Annotated in this window: 16 protein-coding genes; 15 read left to right on the top strand and 1 reads right to left on the bottom strand. The window is 36.4% G+C overall.

Going from position 1 to position 17066, the window contains the following annotated elements; all coding sequences use genetic code 11:
• Positions 1 to 45: 45 nt before the first annotated feature.
• Positions 46 to 759 carry a 16S rRNA (guanine(527)-N(7))-methyltransferase RsmG gene (gene rsmG / locus ACEE75_RS08725; RefSeq protein WP_447574097.1) on the bottom strand — a complete coding sequence of 238 codons (714 nt, stop codon included), beginning with the start codon at positions 757 to 759 and terminating at the stop codon, positions 46 to 48.
• Positions 760 to 890: 131 nt separating this feature from the next.
• On the opposite strand from rsmG, the gene ACEE75_RS08720 reads away from it, so the two are divergent.
• The 15 genes from ACEE75_RS08720 (at position 891) to ACEE75_RS08650 (ending at position 16975) form a co-directional block, all read left to right on the top strand.
• Positions 891 to 1445: a LemA family protein gene (locus ACEE75_RS08720; protein ID WP_447574096.1), complete on the top strand. Its 555-nt coding sequence runs from the start codon at positions 891 to 893 to the stop codon at positions 1443 to 1445.
• 11 nt (positions 1446 to 1456) lie between these two features.
• Positions 1457 to 2356 carry a zinc metalloprotease HtpX gene (gene htpX, locus ACEE75_RS08715; protein WP_447574095.1) on the top strand — a complete coding sequence of 300 codons (900 nt, stop codon included), beginning with the start codon at positions 1457 to 1459 and terminating at the stop codon, positions 2354 to 2356.
• Between the two features lie 344 nt (positions 2357 to 2700).
• Positions 2701 to 3270, top strand: a complete 570-nt coding sequence (locus ACEE75_RS08710) for a TetR/AcrR family transcriptional regulator (RefSeq protein WP_447574094.1) — start codon at positions 2701 to 2703, stop codon at positions 3268 to 3270.
• Positions 3270 to 3809 (top strand): DUF177 domain-containing protein, encoded by a 540-nt coding sequence (locus ACEE75_RS08705; RefSeq protein WP_447574115.1) that lies wholly within the window; start codon positions 3270 to 3272, stop codon positions 3807 to 3809. The genes ACEE75_RS08710 and ACEE75_RS08705 overlap by 1 nt, the downstream gene beginning before the upstream one ends.
• A gap of 134 nt (positions 3810 to 3943) precedes the next feature.
• Entirely contained in the window at positions 3944 to 4633 is a 690-nt protein-coding gene (locus tag ACEE75_RS08700) for a response regulator transcription factor (protein WP_447574093.1), read from the top strand.
• Positions 4633 to 6129 (top strand): HAMP domain-containing sensor histidine kinase, encoded by a 1497-nt coding sequence (locus ACEE75_RS08695; protein ID WP_447574092.1) that lies wholly within the window; start codon positions 4633 to 4635, stop codon positions 6127 to 6129. Before ACEE75_RS08700 ends, ACEE75_RS08695 begins: the two co-directional genes overlap by 1 nt.
• Positions 6130 to 6492: 363 nt before the next feature.
• A complete protein-coding gene (gene nrdR, locus ACEE75_RS08690; RefSeq protein ID WP_354369830.1) occupies positions 6493 to 6987 on the top strand; it encodes a transcriptional regulator NrdR in 495 nt (164 codons plus the stop codon).
• Positions 6974 to 8137: a helicase loader gene (locus ACEE75_RS08685; protein WP_447574091.1), complete on the top strand. Its 1164-nt coding sequence runs from the start codon at positions 6974 to 6976 to the stop codon at positions 8135 to 8137. The genes nrdR and ACEE75_RS08685 overlap by 14 nt, the downstream gene beginning before the upstream one ends.
• A complete protein-coding gene (gene dnaI, locus ACEE75_RS08680; protein WP_354369828.1) occupies positions 8138 to 9022 on the top strand; it encodes a primosomal protein DnaI in 885 nt (294 codons plus the stop codon). It abuts the gene before it with no gap.
• Complete coding sequence (locus ACEE75_RS08675) at positions 9019 to 9732, top strand: NADPH-dependent oxidoreductase (RefSeq protein ID WP_447574090.1); 714 nt, start codon at positions 9019 to 9021, stop codon at positions 9730 to 9732. Before dnaI ends, ACEE75_RS08675 begins: the two co-directional genes overlap by 4 nt.
• A gap of 16 nt (positions 9733 to 9748) precedes the next feature.
• Entirely contained in the window at positions 9749 to 11059 is a 1311-nt protein-coding gene (der, locus tag ACEE75_RS08670; protein ID WP_447574089.1) for a ribosome biogenesis GTPase Der, read from the top strand.
• Between the two features lie 207 nt (positions 11060 to 11266).
• Positions 11267 to 14356, top strand: coding sequence for a DEAD/DEAH box helicase (locus ACEE75_RS08665; protein ID WP_447574323.1), 3090 nt, complete (start codon positions 11267 to 11269; stop codon positions 14354 to 14356).
• Positions 14357 to 14440: 84 nt separating this feature from the next.
• Positions 14441 to 15076: a hypothetical protein gene (locus ACEE75_RS08660; RefSeq protein ID WP_447574324.1), complete on the top strand. Its 636-nt coding sequence runs from the start codon at positions 14441 to 14443 to the stop codon at positions 15074 to 15076.
• Between the two features lie 16 nt (positions 15077 to 15092).
• On the top strand, positions 15093 to 16424 hold the full coding sequence (murC, locus tag ACEE75_RS08655) for a UDP-N-acetylmuramate--L-alanine ligase (RefSeq protein ID WP_447574325.1): 1332 nt from the start codon (positions 15093 to 15095) through the stop codon (positions 16422 to 16424).
• A gap of 56 nt (positions 16425 to 16480) precedes the next feature.
• On the top strand, positions 16481 to 16975 hold the full coding sequence (locus ACEE75_RS08650; protein ID WP_447574326.1) for a GNAT family N-acetyltransferase: 495 nt from the start codon (positions 16481 to 16483) through the stop codon (positions 16973 to 16975).
• The last annotated feature ends 91 nt before the right edge of the window (positions 16976 to 17066 follow it).

Genomic DNA, 17066 nt, shown 5'->3' with positions numbered 1-17066 from the left:
AATTTTCGGTTGATAGCGTGTAAGTTGTTTTTCTAAATAACTGGTTTAGAGTGGTTTTTTATTTGGCATTCCCGCTTTTCTAGGATATTTGTTAGGGGTTTCTTTTTTCTTAGTGACAATAGTAAGGTTGCGATCATCCCCATTTGGCAGTTGGTAATCCTGACTGATGTCAACTTTACCAAAGAGCAAGTTAAGAGCTCTTTTGGCATCTTCTAATTCTTGGTCGGCGGCGCTGGCTTTTAAGGCAATGACTTGCCCATTAACCTTTAGAAAAGGAATAGTAAGCTCAGATAGTACTTGCATTCTTGCAACAGCTCTTGCGGTTACGATATCAAACTGTCCACGAAAAGCCTTATCTTGTCCAAAATCCTCAGCTCGACCGTGGAAAAATCGTACATTTTGAAGCCCCAACTCTTCTGATAAAAGATGGAGGAAATTGATACGTTTGTTCAGTGAATCAATAATAGTAACCTTCAAGTTGGGACAGATAATTTTCATTGGCAAACTAGGAAAACCAGCGCCAGCACCGATGTCTAAGATGGAGATGGGCTCATTTTTGATGTAGCCCATTAGGACTGGGGCTAAGGAATCATAAAAGTGTTTGAGATAGACTTCTTCTTTTTGGGTGATGGCAGTGAGATTGATTTTTTCATTCCATTCAACGAGGAGGGTAAAGTAACGTTCAAATTGATTTTTTTGATGATCAGTTAGCTCAAAACCCGATTGAGCTAGTAGGGTATAAAATTCTTGTTTGGTCATAGTTTCTCCTTTATTCTTGATTATTTTATCATAAAAATAGAAGGTGTGGCGGGATTAAAAAAGAGATGATATATTTTCTCCTTATTTCAAGAAATTTGCTATAATGGAAAGAAAATAAAAAGGAGACAAAAATGGGAATCATTATTGGATTAGTTGTAGTTGCTATTTTAGTAATAGGGGGAATTTTTAGTTACAATGGTTTAGTAAAACGTCGTATGCAGACAACAGAGGCTTGGAGTCAGATTGATGTGCAGTTGAAACGTCGAAATGATTTAATTCCTAATCTCATTGAAACGGTGAAAGGTTATGCAAGCTATGAAGGAAAGACGCTAGAGAGTATTGCAGAGTTGCGTGCACAGGTGGCGAATGCCAAGACACCTAGTGAAGCGATGGCAGCTAGTGATGCGCTAAGTCGTCAAGTGTCAGGTATCTTTGCGGTCGCAGAAAACTATCCTGATCTAAAAGCTAATGCTAGCTTTGTTAAGTTGCAAGATGAGTTAACGAATACTGAAAATAAAATTTCTTATTCACGCCAGCTTTATAACACTACGACTGCAAATTATAATGTGAAACTAGAGACTTTTCCGAGTAATCTTATTGCAAAAATTTTCCGATTTAAGCCAAGTGAATTTTTAGAAATTCCTGAAGAAGAAAAAGCTGTGCCAAAGGTTGAGTTTAACTTTTAAGAGGTGATGGTATGCTATTTGACCAAATTGCTCAAAATAAAAGGCGAACAGTTTTTCTACTAATCGTTTTCTTTGCACTTTTAGCCGCTTTAGGCGCAGCAGTTGGTTACTTGTGGTTACGCTCAAGCTTAGGCGGTATGGTGGTAGCCTTAATTATTGGGATTATCTACGCTTTTAGTATGATTTTTCAATCGACTAATGTGGTCATGTCTATGAATGGTGCAAGAGAAATTAGTGTTGAGGATTATCCTGATTATTATCATATTGTTGAAGATATGGCTATGGTAGCCCAAATTCCCATGCCTAGAGTTTTTGTGATAGAAGATAGAGGGTTGAACGCTTTTGCAACAGGATCTAGTCCAGAAAATGCAGCTGTTGCTGCAACAACGGGATTACTATCTGTGATGAATAGAGAAGAGCTAGAAGGTGTCGTTGGCCATGAGGTTAGTCATATTAGAAATTATGATATTCGAATTTCTACGATTGCGGTTGCTTTAGCTAGTGCAGTCACCATGCTCTCGAGTATGGGAGGGAGAATGATGTGGTACGGTGCAGGTCGTTCTCAGCGTCGCCAAGATAATAGCCGTTCTTCTGGTTCAGACTTAGTAATGGTGATTTTTTCTTTAATCACTATTCTCTTAGCGCCTCTAGCTGCCACTCTAGTGCAACTGGCCATTTCTAGACAGAGAGAGTATTTAGCTGATGCTTCTGGTGTTGAGTTGACCAGAAATCCTCAAGGTCTGATTCGTGCACTTGAAAAATTAGATCACTCTGTACCGATGGAGCACGAGGTGGACGATGCTAGTAGTGCCTTGTATATCAATGACCCTAAAAAAACAAACCGCTATCAGTCTTTGTTTTATACTCATCCCCCTATCTCCGATAGAATTGAGCGTTTAAAAAAGATGTGATGACTCTTAGTATCCTACTTAAATTTTGAGGTGCTAGTGTTATAATTAGTGATAAAACAGAAATCTGGGAGATCCCAGATTTTTCTTTTCTCTAGATTAAAATGATAATGTGAGGGAAATAAAGCTCTCATTTTTTTGTATCTTAAAAAAATAAAGGATCAGTACCTTCTAGCGACACAAAAATAAGGTGAAAGTAATGAAAAAGCTAAAAATTTGCTGTTTTTCCCCTTATTTGATAAAATTTAAGTGAGGAAAAAATGATTTAGAAGGATAATGAACAAAAAAATAGACATATTGTTAATTTTATGATATAAATTTAACATGGTGTTTATTCTGAAAAAATTATGACAGGATATAGTACTAAGAAAGAAAATACAAGGCGTTATCTCGACTTAGCATTGGTAGAGTTATTACAGGAGATTCCCTTTCATAAGGTTTCTGTTTCTAATTTGACGAAAAAAGCAGGATTATCACGAGGTACTTTTTATCTACACTATGTAGATATAGAGGATTTTTTAAATAGTCAAAAACTAGGTTTATTAGCACAATTTAAAGAAGAATTTCCGTCTTTTTCTACCGATGGAAGCTCTAACGCTAGAATGGCCTATCTCGTTTATTATGTTGAAAGTCATTTTGAACTTTTTAGAGGTTTATTAGGTCTAAATGGAGATAAGTATTTTGAAAAGGAAGTGATTACTTTTATTCAAGGGTTTATCTTTGAGGAATATCAATTAGAAAATAGATTTCCTGAATTGCCAGATCAGTATGTTATCAATCTTAGTGTTATGAGTATTGTTTCTATCATTTTAACTTGGTTAGAAGAAACAGAGCCTAGATCTAGTCAGGAAATATTAGAAATCATCATAAAAACACGTCAAATCACTTTAAATGAGTTGATAGAAGGAAAGCTATGATATTTAATCTTTTAGATGTAAAAAAAAAGCCTGATGGAATAGCCTTTGAAGAGCAATTGGATTTAAAAGAAGAGTTACAAGACCGTAACAGTGAAATCTTGGATCTCAAAGATATTTTGGCTAAAGGGCAGTTGATTTATGAAAATGGACTATATCTTTTGGAGTACCAACTATCGTATGTTTTAGTCCTCCCTTCAAGCCGATCCATGAAGCCTGTTGAGTTAAGACATTCCTATGAAGTTGCAGAGGTTTTTGTTTCAGCAGAAGAACTAGTTGCTAAACAAGATTTAGTAGATGAGGACTTAGTTTTAGTTCTAGATGGAACGACCCTCAGTTTGTCAGAGAGTGTAGCGGATAATATTATCCTTAACATTCCACTGAAAGTTTTGACAGCTCAAGAGGAAACTAATGATGAGATGCCTTCAGGTCAATCTTGGTCAGTTTTGACAGAGAGTCAATACAAGGATTTGCAGGAAGAAAAAAAGGCCGAGTCGAGTCCGTTTGCCTCTTTGAGCAAATTATTTGACACTGAGGAGTGACGTGGTGTAAAATGTTCAGTTTGCTATAAAATTGATTGAAAAAACTAACAAGAGATAGTATAATTATACCGATGCGTTAAGTTTAGATGTGATGATGACTCTATCACATCTTAAAAGGAAGAAGGTTGGTGAAAATGGTAAAGAAAATTTTAATTATTGAAGATGAAAAAAATCTCGCTCGCTTTGTTTCTCTGGAGTTGCAACATGAGGGATATGAGGTAACAATTACTCATGATGGTCGTAGCGGACTAGAGCAAGCAATAGATGAAGATTTTGATTTAATTCTTTTAGACTTGATGTTACCAGAGATGGATGGGTACGAAGTGACACGCCGTCTTCGTCAAGAAAAAACGACTTATGTGATTATGATGACAGCGCGTGATTCCGTTATGGATATCGTGTCTGGTCTTGATAGAGGTGCTGATGATTATATTGTTAAACCATTTGCAATTGAGGAGTTGTTAGCGCGTGTTCGTGCGACTTTCCGTCGTCAAGATTTTGAAAGTGAAAAATCCTCTTCTGATGGTTCAGCCATTTATCGTGATTTAAAAATTGATAGCCAAAATCGTTCAGTGGTTCGTGGTGATACAACTATTCCATTGACCAAACGTGAGTTTGATTTGCTAAACGCATTGATGAGCAATGTCAATCGAGTAATGACACGTGAGGAGTTGCTTTCACGTGTCTGGAAATACGATGAAGCGGTTGAGACTAACGTTGTCGATGTTTACATTCGTTACCTTCGTGGTAAGATTGATGTCCCAGGGCGTGAAAGCTACATTCAGACCGTTCGTGGTATGGGATATGTGGTACGTGAAAAATAATGTTAAAAAAAATACGTGAGTATTATCACCGTGCTAGTTTAAAAGGAAAATTGTCTGTGACGACTTTTTTCCTTTTTCTGTTTATTTTTACTATTGTAACGATTTTGGCTTATGCTTCTATGAATTATATATTATTAAATCACGAAAAAGACACACTTCAAGCAAATAGTCAAAAGTTGAGTACAGAATTATCTGATATTGATAAGGAGTTGACTTTAGATAATTTATCAGACTATCTTTATACGCATAGAGATTCTGATGTGGTGAAGGTTCAAGAATCGATTAGAGAACATCATATTTTTCGAGAAATGAGAGATTTGTCTTCGGTCTTACTATCAACACAACAAGCTTATATTTACAGTAGTCAAAAGCGATTAATTTTTACAACAGATTCTGAAAAAAATCCTCCAACCTTACGATATGTTGGGGAGATTTATTCAACGGCCTACAGTAACGTGAAGGGATATGTGCTGACTAAGCCGATTTATGCAAAATCCAACTCTAAAAAGATTATAGGTTATATTCAAATATTTCAAAATTTGCAAGTTTATTATAATCTTCGTAACCGTGTATTTTTCTTTTTGGTTATCATGGAAATTTTTATTTTGATTATTGGGCAGCTAGTTATTGTTGAGTTTTCTAGGCGTTTTTTAAGTCCTGTCCATACTTTAAATGCTTCCATGCGTGAGGTTGTGAAAAATCCTTCAGATTTATCTAAGCGTGTAGAAATTCATACTGGCGATGAGATTGAAAGTTTAGCTCATATTTATAATCAGATGCTGGAGCGGTTGAGTGAGCAAAATGATCGCCAAGTTCGTTTTATTAGCGATGTCAGTCATGAACTTAGAACTCCTATCGCTGTGATTAAGGGTCATTTAGATTTGTTGCAGCGTTGGGGGAAAAATGATCCTGAAATTCTAGAAGAGAGCTTAGAGGTTAGTTCAGTAGAAATTAATCGTATGAATATCATGATTAATGATATGCTTGAGATGGTGCGTATTACAGGAAGTTTTGAGCAGCATCAAAATGATACTTGTATAGTTCAAACATCCAGTGCCGCCATTGTGGGGAACTTTAAAGGATTACACCCTGATTTTGGCATCACCTTAAGTGATCAGATGGCACAGCCTATTATGATTAAGATGTATAAAAATCATTTTGAACAAGCGTTGACTATCCTAATGGATAATGCTGTTAAATATTCTAGAGATAAAAAGGTTATTGACTTATCAATAGGTTTAGAGGAACAGTATGCTTTGATCAGGGTTAAAGATCAGGGAGAAGGAATTTCTAAAGAAGATTTACAGCATATTTTTGAGCGCTTTTATAGGTCTGATAAGTCACGCCATCGTGTAAGCACACAAGCTGGTTTAGGAATTGGGTTATCTATTTTGAGTGAAATTGTGGAAGCTTATCATTGTCAGATAGATGTTGTGAGTGAAGTTGATAAGGGAACAGAGTTTATGTTGCGCATCCCTATTGTAAGGGAAAAATGATCATTAGCATCATAGATGATATTTCTATTGAGGGGCTGGTGTCATACCTCTTTATGTATTCTTTAAAATCACTGTCTTACCACGACAAACGCATGAAGAAAGTTTCGTTTTCAGATAACGTTTTTCATAAACAGTTATATTTTTATCATGAAATTTTGTTATAATTTAGGTGAAAAAGAGGATAAATCAAAGCAATTATGTCAATATCATGAAAATATTTAAAAAAATGCGTGTAACTAGAAAAGAGTTATATGCATTTTCTTTATGCGTATGGTGTGGCTTCCTTACCTTACTTTCTTTTATTGTGCTTCAAAATATGATACAATAAAGAATACGAATTCTTTGGGAGATAGGGGTGTTTTCATGCGTTGTCCAAAATGTAATTGTAATAAATCAAGTGTGATTGATAGTCGTCAAGCAGAAGAAGGAACGACCATTAGACGTCGTCGAGAGTGTGACCAGTGTCATTACCGTTTTACAACTTTTGAGAGAATAGAGGATATTCCGCTTGTTGTGGTAAAAAAAGATGGGACGCGAGAATCCTTTTCTCGCGAGAAAATCTATACAGGTATTATAAGGAGTGCTCAAAAACGTCCAGTATCAGCTGAGGTGATCGATCAAGCTATTGCTCGTATTGAGCAGACGATTCGCAGTGACTATGATAATGAGGTTCCCAGTGAGGTTATTGGGAATCTAGTGATGGATGAGTTGGCGGATTTAGATGAGATTACTTATGTTCGTTTTGCAAGTGTTTATCGTAGCTTTAAAGATGTCGATGAGTTGGAAGAGTTGTTGCACCAGTTGACTAAAAGTATGCGCACAAAGAAAAAGAGATTAGATAAAGATGCGAGCGAATGATTCCTTCTACTATCTTGATAAAGGGAGGATAGAGGTTGCTGATCCTTTGACGATGCAACTGTATTATCCCATTATTAAAGCTGATGCTTATATTTTATATTGCTATTTACAGGCCTTCTATGATCAAGGGAAAAAGCGACATGCCTTTCATGAGATTTTAAATCATACTCTCTATAACATGCAACGATTCGAGGAGGCTTTGGCAGTTTTGACGGCTCTAGATCTTGTTCGTTTCTATCAAGATCGTCAAGCTTATATCATTGATGTGAGAGCGCCTTTATCTAAAGAAAATTTCCTATCACATGCTCTGTATCGTCATTTATTAGAAGGGGCTATTGGACAAGTTGCAGTTTCTGAGATGGACGAAGAGATTCCAGAAGCTAGAAATCTTTCTAAGAAGTTTTCGGAAGTATTTGGAAATCAAGGAGAAATTGTTCCATCAGAGCATCCAAAGGTAGCTAAAAACTATTTTGACTTAGATAGTTTTAAACGGTTGATGAGAAGAGATGGACTTAGTTTTACGGATGAAGAAACGGATCTAGTAGCTATTTTTAACCTATCTGAGCGTTATAAACTAACATGGTATGATACTTATCAATTGGCGAGAGAAACAGCTAGTCAAAATAAGATTTTAGTTTCACGAATGGTGGCCAAAAAGGAAAGTCAGAATTCCCCTTCTACCAATGACTTTAGTGAGAAAGAAAAAATTGTCATCAAAGAAGCTAGAGAAGATAGCCCTGAGGTATTTTTAGCTAAAATTAAAAAGCCAAAGCAGGCAATAGTGACTAGAGATGAAGTTAAAATTTTAGCAGAAATGGCTCAGATGGGATTGCTTGATGAAGTGATTAACATTATGGTACTCTATACCATGAATAAGACTCAATCTGCTAATTTGCATAAAAACTATGTGCTAAAATTAGCCAATGATTTTGTGAGCAAGGGGATTTCGCGAGCTGATGATGCGATCAAGCACCTTCGGTCTGTAGGAGAGAAAAAATCTCAAGCAAAAGAAAAAACGAATAAAACCAATATTCCTAAATGGAGTAATCAAAATTATCAAAATCAAACCAGTCAAGATGAGCAAGAAAAACTAGAAGCCTATCGGCAAAAAGCCCTAGAGCGACTGAGAGATTTGGGAAAGGAGGACTAGATGGAAAAGATAAGCATCCAATACCCCACACGTTTTAACCCAAGAGAGCTAAAAGAGCAGATTTTAAAAGATCCAGACGTGGCCATATTTATAAAAGAGCAAGGTCTAACTCCTGATCAGGTACAGTTGAGTTTAACCAAACTGAATCAGTTTCGTATGGAGCGTGATCGTTTTAATCGTGGTGATGAGGCTTATGTTGCTAAAGGCTATCAGCCCATATTAGTGATGAACGAAGGCTATGCTGATGTCTCTTATAAGGAAACGAAAGAACATCATCAAGCGCAGGAAAAACAGGCAGTGAGCGATCGTATTCATCTGGTCAATCTCCCTAAGTCATATAAGCAGATTGGGCTAGAAGATATTATGCTTGATGATATTAAGCGTATCGAAGCTTTTGAAGCTATTGTGAGTTTTGTAGAGCATTTTCCTCAGATAACAAAAGGTCTATACCTTTATGGTGACATGGGGGTTGGCAAGTCCTTTATGTTAGCTGCCTTAGCAAGAGATTTGTCTGAGAAAAAAGGGTTAAGTACCACTTTGCTTCATTTTCCAAGCTTTGCGATTGATATTCGACATGCCATCAAAACAGGGAATGTCAAAGAAGAAATTGATCGCATTAAAATGGCTGAAATTTTAGTGTTAGATGACATTGGTGCAGAACAAGCTAGTGCTTGGATACGTGATGAGGTCTTACAAGTTATTTTACAGTACCGTATGCTTGAAAATCTGCCAACCTTTTTTACGTCTAATTATAGTATGGCTGATTTGGAGAAAAAATTATCTTCTGGCAAAGCTGATGGTGAGGTTTGGGAAGCCAAGCGTGTGATGGAACGCATACGTTATTTGGCTACAGAATTGCATTTAGAAGGGGAGAATCGTAGATGACAGATATGATTGATTTGATGTTAAAACATACTTCTGTTAGGCGTTTTACTAATCGTCCAATAGCAGCTGATGAATTAGATCAGATTATTGAGGCAGGCAGAGCAGCATTTTCGTGGAAAAATTTTCAATCCTATTCTATCATTGTTGTTACCTCTGCAGAGAAAAAAGAGGAACTTTACGAACTCACCCCTCAACCTGCTATTTTGCAAGCTCAGGCGATTTTATTATTTGTAGGTGATTTGAACCGAGCAAGTAAGGCAGCTGATTTACATCAAACGGCTTTTGATGCTAGAGGGAGTGAAAATCTTTTGATTTCCTCTGTTGATGCAAGTTTAGCGGGACAAAATTGTCTCCTTGCAGCAGAGAGTATGGGATACGGAGGTGTTTTCATTGGGATGATTCGCCACAAAGCTATGGAAGTCGCGACTTGCTTTAACCTTCCAGAATATACTTATCCTATTTTTTGTATTGCACTTGGAGAACCTGCGCAAGAACATCCTGTTAAACCACGCTTACCAAAAGAAGCTGTCGTCTTTGATGAAGTGTATAAGGAACAGGATTCATCTGTAGTGCTGGCTTATGATGAAGTCCAAAGGATTTATGCGGGTGATCGTCAAACGGAAACTTGGTCTGAACGCCTGATTTCACAATTTGGACAGGCTGAGCAAAAAGAAACAGAAAAATTATTAAAAAAACATAAACTATTGTAACAAGAAAGAGAGTATTATGGCTTTACCAACTATCGCTATTGTCGGGCGTCCGAATGTCGGAAAATCGACTTTGTTTAACCGTATCGCAGGTGAGCGTATCTCTATAGTAGAAGACGTTGAAGGGGTAACCCGTGACCGTATTTACACAACAGCCGAATGGTTGAACCGTAAGTTTTCAATCATTGATACAGGTGGTATTGATGATGTCGATGCACCATTTATGGAGCAAATCAAACACCAGGCTGATATTGCGATGAGTGAGGCAGATGTCATTGTTTTTGTAGTATCTGGTAAAGAAGGGGTGACAGATGCTGATGAGTATGTGTCAAAGATTTTATACCGTACCCACAAGCCAGTTATTTTAGTGGTTAATAAGGTAGATAACCCAGAGATGCGTAATGATATCTATGATTTTTACTCACTTGGTTTGGGAGATCCTTATCCTGTGTCATCTGTTCATGGTATTGGAACAGGAGATGTTTTAGATGCGATTGTAGAGAATCTTCCAACTGAGGAAGAAGAAGAAAATCCAGATATTATCAAGTTTAGTTTAATTGGTCGTCCAAATGTCGGAAAATCAAGCTTAATTAATGCCATCTTAGGAGAGGATCGTGTGATTGCAAGTCCTATTGCTGGAACGACACGTGACGCTATTGATACAAGCTTTGTCGATAGTGATGGGCAGGAGTTTACTATGATTGATACAGCAGGAATGCGTAAATCTGGTAAGGTTTATGAAAATACAGAAAAATACTCTGTGATGCGTTCCATGCGTGCGATTGATCGCTCTGACGTTGTCTTGATGGTGCTTAATGCGGAAGAAGGAATTCGAGAATATGACAAACGTATTGCGGGATTTGCACATGAAGCTGGTAAAGGGATTATCATTGTGGTTAATAAGTGGGATACGCTAGAAAAAGATAATCATACCATGAAACAATGGGAAGATGATATCCGTGATAATTTCCAATACATTTCCTATGCTCCGATTATTTTTGTTTCTGCTTTGACGAAACAACGTTTACACAAATTACCAGAAATGATTAAACGCATCAGTCAAAATCAAAATATGCGCATTCCATCTGCTGTTTTAAATGACGTTATTATGGATGCTATAGCAATTAACCCAACGCCAACAGATAAAGGAAAACGCCTTAAAATTTTCTATGCTACTCAGGTTGCAGTGAAACCACCTACTTTTGTGATTTTTGTTAATGAAGAAGAGTTGATGCATTTTTCTTACCTTCGTTTCTTAGAAAATCAAATCCGTCAAGCTTTTGTCTTTGAAGGAACACCGATTCATTTGATTGCACGTAAACGAAAATAAAAGCTCCTGTAACATAAATGTGCCATCTTTGGTCTAACAGAAGTAGAGAAAGATTTTTATCTTACTTTTTATTTGAGATAGGCAAGCTTAAAATGGACGCAGAAAAATAATCTCAAACTCTAATCGTAAGAAGTTAAGACCAGCTTAACTTCTTTTTTATTTTTAAAGTATGCTATAATAGAGGGATAAAGAAAAAGAGGTATCAGTATGGCTAAACTTATCCCAGGGCGAATTCGTAACGAGGGGATTGAGTTATATCAATCGGGAAAATTTGAATTAATAGAAGAAAAAGATTCGGTCATTAAAGCGATGGTAGATGGTAAAATGATTTCATTTTCTTTGGATACAGAGGAAGTTAATTGCCAATGTGATTTCTTTAAATCTAAACAATACTGTCTTCATCAAGCCGCTTTAGAATATTTTATGAAAAATGATTCAGAAGGACAAAAACTGGTTTCTGGTATTAAGGAAGAAAAGAAAGAAAAGCAGGCAACACAGGCAATCACTTCATTTGGAAGTCGTTTTCTTGATCACTTATCTCTAAATGATGATGATACCTTGCGTTACCAATTGTTAGCTGTTGGTGAACAAAGTTTATATACCAATGATATTTGGTGGACCTTGCGCATTCGTCGCTTACCAGATGAGAGAAGCTATATCATCCGTGATATTAGAGCTTTTTTACTGGTCATAGAGGAAGAATCTTTTTATCAAATCGGAAAAAATTATTATGAACCGTTGTCTTTGTTGAATTTTGATGCCTCAAGTCAAGAATTGATTACGTTTTTGTGGCGCGTGATTCCTCGAGGTGATCGTTTAGATAGTGAACATATTTTACCAAATCATTCTAGACATTTGGCCTTACCCTTGGGATATTTTGAAGAAGGCTTAGAGTTACTACAGGCCTTACCAGAATCTCAATTAACTTATGCTGATAAAATTTATAAGCAGGTTACCATTCACGATTTGGTGGGAGAAGAAGGGCTGATTCAATTTAAAATTGACGTGCATCGCCAGTACATTGAATTGATGATTAAAGAAAAGGACTATAGTAGTTTATTTGATCACCGCTATCTTTTTTATAAAGGTATTTTTTATCATTTGAATCAGAAGCAAAGAAAGTTGGTGGCTAATTTAAAAACCCTTCCGATAGATGAGGATGGGGTAAAGTATCTTCGCTTTAATTTAGAAGAACAAGCAAAATTAGCAGCTAGTTTATTGGATTTTCAAGAGGTTGGTCAAGTTGAGGCTCCTAAAACTTTTCAAATTCGTGATTTTACTCCTAAATTTTATTTTGATAGTTTAAAAACAGGGGAAATTAGTTTATCTTTGCGTTATGATTATGGGCAACTAGAAGTAGTGACAGAAGATAGTCTGTTGTCACTCCCCTTTGCTAGTAATTTTAAAAAAGAGGAAAAAATCAAGCGTTTAATGGCACAAGTAGGTTTCGAGGGATATTTTTCAGCCTATCGCGCCCCACTTTTACCATCTGACTTATATACTTTTTTTGAAGAAACGCTTAATCGTTTTAGAAAAATCGGTCAAGTCTATATCGGTGATACCTTAGCAGGTTTCCATTTAGAAGAAAAACCAAGAGTGTCAATAGCAACCAAGGGAAGTTTGTTAGATGTTTCATTTGATTTTTCTAATATTGTAGAAGATGATGTAGATGAGGCCTTGACAGCACTGTATCAAAATGCACCTTATTTTATTAGTCAATCAGGAAAGTTGATCTTATTTGATGAAGAGACTCAAAAAGTTGCTCAAGTCCTCCAAAAATTACGTGCCAAAACAGCAGTCAATGGGCATTTAGAGTTATCAGGAGTAGCCGCTTATCAAATTGCAGATCATTTTAAAAATATATCTAATATTAGCTTCTCAGATGATTTTAAAAAGATGGCACAGGACTTAACACACCCAGAAAATTACCCTCTTCCAAGTTTAAGAGTTCAAGCGGAGTTGAGAGATTACCAATTATCAGGAGTTAGATGGCTATCTATGCTAGATCACTATGGTTTTGGTGGGATTTTAGCAGATGATATGGGACTAGGAAAAACCCTTCAGACCATTTCCTTTTTATCCTCTAAATTAACTAAGGCATCTAAGGTCTTAATTTTATCCCCTTCCAGTCTGATTTATAATTGGCAAGATGAATTTAAAAAGTTCTCACCAGACTTAGACGTGGTTGTCGCTTACGGTTCTAAAGTTAACCGCGATGTGCTTATTCAGCAAGCACATCAGGTCACCATCACGAGTTATACTTCTTTTAGGCAAGATTTTGAAGTTTATCGTCAGTATCAGTTTGACTATTTAATCTTAGATGAAGCACAAGTGATGAAAAATACTCAGACCAAGATTGCTCAACATTTAAGAGAGTTTGAAGCCAAGCAGTGCTTTGCTTTATCTGGAACACCTGTGGAAAATAAGCTTTTGGAAATTTGGTCGATTTTTCAGATTGTTTTACCAGGATTACTTCCTAATAAGAAAACATTTTTAAAATTAGATCCAAAGACTGTATCGCGTTATATTAAACCTTTTGTGATGCGACGTAAAAAAGAAGATGTTCTACCTGAGTTACCTGATTTGATAGAAACGACTTATGCCAATGAGTTAGCAGATAGTCAAAAAGCGATTTATCTCGCACAATTACGACAAATGCAAGAAAGAATTAAAGGTGCTTCAGATTCTGATCTTAATCGCAGTAAAATTGAGATTTTATCAGGTATCACTAGGCTACGCCAGATTTGTGATACTCCTAAACTTTTTATGACTTATGAAGGAGAGTCAGGAAAGATTAACAGTTTAAGAGAGCTCTTGCAACAAATTAAAGATAGTGGTCACCGAGCACTGGTCTTTTCTCAGTTTCGAGGAATGTTAGATATCGCAGAAGAGGAGCTGACCAAGATTGGTCTGACAAGTTATAAAATCACAGGTTCTACACCTGCTGATCAACGCCAAGAAATTACAAGGGCATTTAATAATGGCTCAAAAGATCTAGTATTGATTTCTTTAAAAGCAGGTGGGGTTGGTTTGAACTTGACGGGAGCTGATACTGTTGTCTTGATTGACCTTTGGTGGAATCCAGCTGTAGAGATGCAAGCGATTAGTCGTGCTCATCGTTTAGGGCAACGAGAAAATGTTGAGGTCTATCGTTTGATTACACGCGGAACAATCGAAGAGAAAATTTTAGAGTTACAAGAAAGTAAGAAACATCTAGTTGCCAGTGTTCTTGATGGGGACGCGACACAGTCTAATATGACAATAGAGGAAATAAAAGAGATTCTTGGAATGACTTAATAATTTTTAATAAATAAAAAGGTAAATTTTGAAAACTTTTCTATTTTAGTTTATAATAGGAATGCTATAGAAAGGAAGGGTAGCATGGATCGTAAAAAGAGGAAATTCCCCTTAGTGGCTGATCATGAAATTATTGTGGAACAGCCTAAAATCATGAAATTATATGAAACTGAGGATTTGATTACCAATATCCATGGTACTTATCAGGATAAGGATTATCAAGAGACTTTACAGGAACGTCCTATCTCATCGGCTATAAAGGAAGAAACAACTAGAGTATCACAAGTGGTGGTATCTGAGGATAAGACTTACGCTGAACAGATGAGGGAAAATTCTAAACGCGATTTGAAAAGAAAGCGCCAAGACTATCTATCCAATAAAATAAAAACCAGTCCAGTGCTATCAAGTAAAGCAAGTTCATCAATAAAAACAGAATCTTATCAAAAACCACAATCTAAAACTCAGTCTGGTCAAATACTAAAGTCATCTAAGCCAATGACAGAGTTATCTCGATTTTCTGATAAATTGAGACAAGAAACTTATATCTTAGCAGAACTTCCTAATCGCTATCAGCAACCTAAAAATCAAAAGAATACTACTAAAAAGAAAAACAACTATGATTTCTTAAAGAAAAGTCAGATTTACAATTATCCAGATAGGCAGTTAAAAACTGAAAAAAGGGTGGCCCAAGAGCTAAATTTGACTCGATTTGAAGATTGATATTAAAGGAGAAAACATGACGAAAACCTACCATTTTATAGGCATTAAAGGCTCAGGTATGAGTGCACTAGCTCTACTCTTACATCAAATGGGCTATCAAGTACAAGGGAGTGATGTTGAAAAATATTATTTTACTCAGCACGGTCTAGAAAAAGCTGGTATTTCATTACTTCCTTTTGATGAATCTAATATTTCAGATGATATTGAAGTGATTGCAGGGAATGCCTTTCGTCCAGATAATAATATCGAGGTTGCTTATGCTGTTGCTAACGGGATTCCTTTTAAACGTTACCACGAATTTTTAGGTGAGTTTATGCGTCGCTTTACAAGTCTTGGAGTGGCAGGAGCACATGGAAAAACCTCCACAACAGGCTTATTGGCACATGTGATGAAAAATATTACAGATACTTCCTTTTTGATTGGTGATGGTACTGGTCGAGGGTCGGCACATAGTCAATATTTCGTATTTGAATCAGATGAATATGAACGTCACTTTATGCCTTATCATCCAGAGTACAGTATTATTACCAATATCGATTTTGATCATCCAGACTATTTTACAGGTATTGATGATGTTTTTAATGCTTTTAACGACTATGCAAAGCAGATTCAAAAGGGACTGTTTATCTATGGTGAAGATGAGTTACTTCGTCAGATTACCTCAGATGCTCCAATTTATTACTATGGATTTGATGAAACAAATGACTTTGTAGCCTATGACATTAAACGTTCAACATCAGGTTCTAACTTTAAAGTGAAGTTTCAAGATAAGGTTTTGGGAGAATTTCATGTTCCTGCTTATGGACGCCACAATATTTTAAATGCAACGGCTGTAATTGCAAACCTATACATTGAAGGTTTTGATATGACTTTGGTGGCAGAGCATTTGAAAACTTTCTCAGGGGTGAAGCGACGTTTTTCTGAAAAATTGATTAACGACACAGTTATTATTGATGACTTTGCCCATCACCCAACAGAGATTGTCGCGACTTTAGATGCGGCACGTCAAAAATATCCAAGTAAAGAGATTGTAGCTATTTTCCAACCTCATACCTTTACACGTACCATTGCCCTTCTAGATGAGTTCGCGCAAGCTCTAAACGAAGCAGATTCTGTTTATTTAGCTCAAATCTATGGTAGTGCGCGTGAAGTGGATAAAGGAGAAGTAAAGGTTGAAGACTTAGCAGATAAAATTAGTAAGCCTGCTAAGGTTGTGACCGTTGAAAATGTCTCACCGCTTCTCAATCATGATAATGCCGTTTATGTCTTTATGGGAGCAGGAGATATTCAGCTCTACGAACGCTCGTTTGAGGAGTTGTTATCTAATTTGACACAAAATAATCAATAAAAAACGCTTAAGCTGGAATAATTTATTCCGGCTTAAGTCTTTATTTAGGAGGAAATATGATCATTAGACAAGCAAAAATGGAAGATTTAGCAGATATTGTTCGTATTGAACAAGCTAATTTTTCAGAAAATGAAGCCGCTACTCCAGAAGCTATGCGGGAGAGGGTAAAAAAAATTAGTGATACTTTTCTTATTTCAGAGATAGATGGAAAAATATCGGGTTATATTGAGGGGCCCGTTATTCCACATGAGTATATTACTGATGAACTCTTTCATGAAGTGAAAGAAAATAATAACAAAGGTGGCTATATCGCCATTACCAGTCTTTCGGTTGACGCCGATTTTAAGGGTCAAGGCGTTGGAACGGCACTTTTAGCTGCTATGAAAGACTTAGCAGTTTCAACTCATCGGCAAGGGATTACGTTGACTTGTCATGATGAGTTAATTTCCTACTATAGTATGAATGGATTTGAAGATAGAGGCCTATCTGAGTCCAACCATGGTGGTAGTGTTTGGTATAATATGGTTTGGGTAAATCCTTATTTTCATTAAAATGTGTTAAGAAACTGTAACAAATAGTTCCAAATATTGCTTTTGTGAATGGATTACGGTATAATGGCGTTTGACAATGATTAGGAGGCCA

It is taken from the genome of Streptococcus sp. 11273D007BT (assembly GCF_053547195.1).
This window is presented reverse-complemented; position numbering and strand designations above follow the sequence as displayed.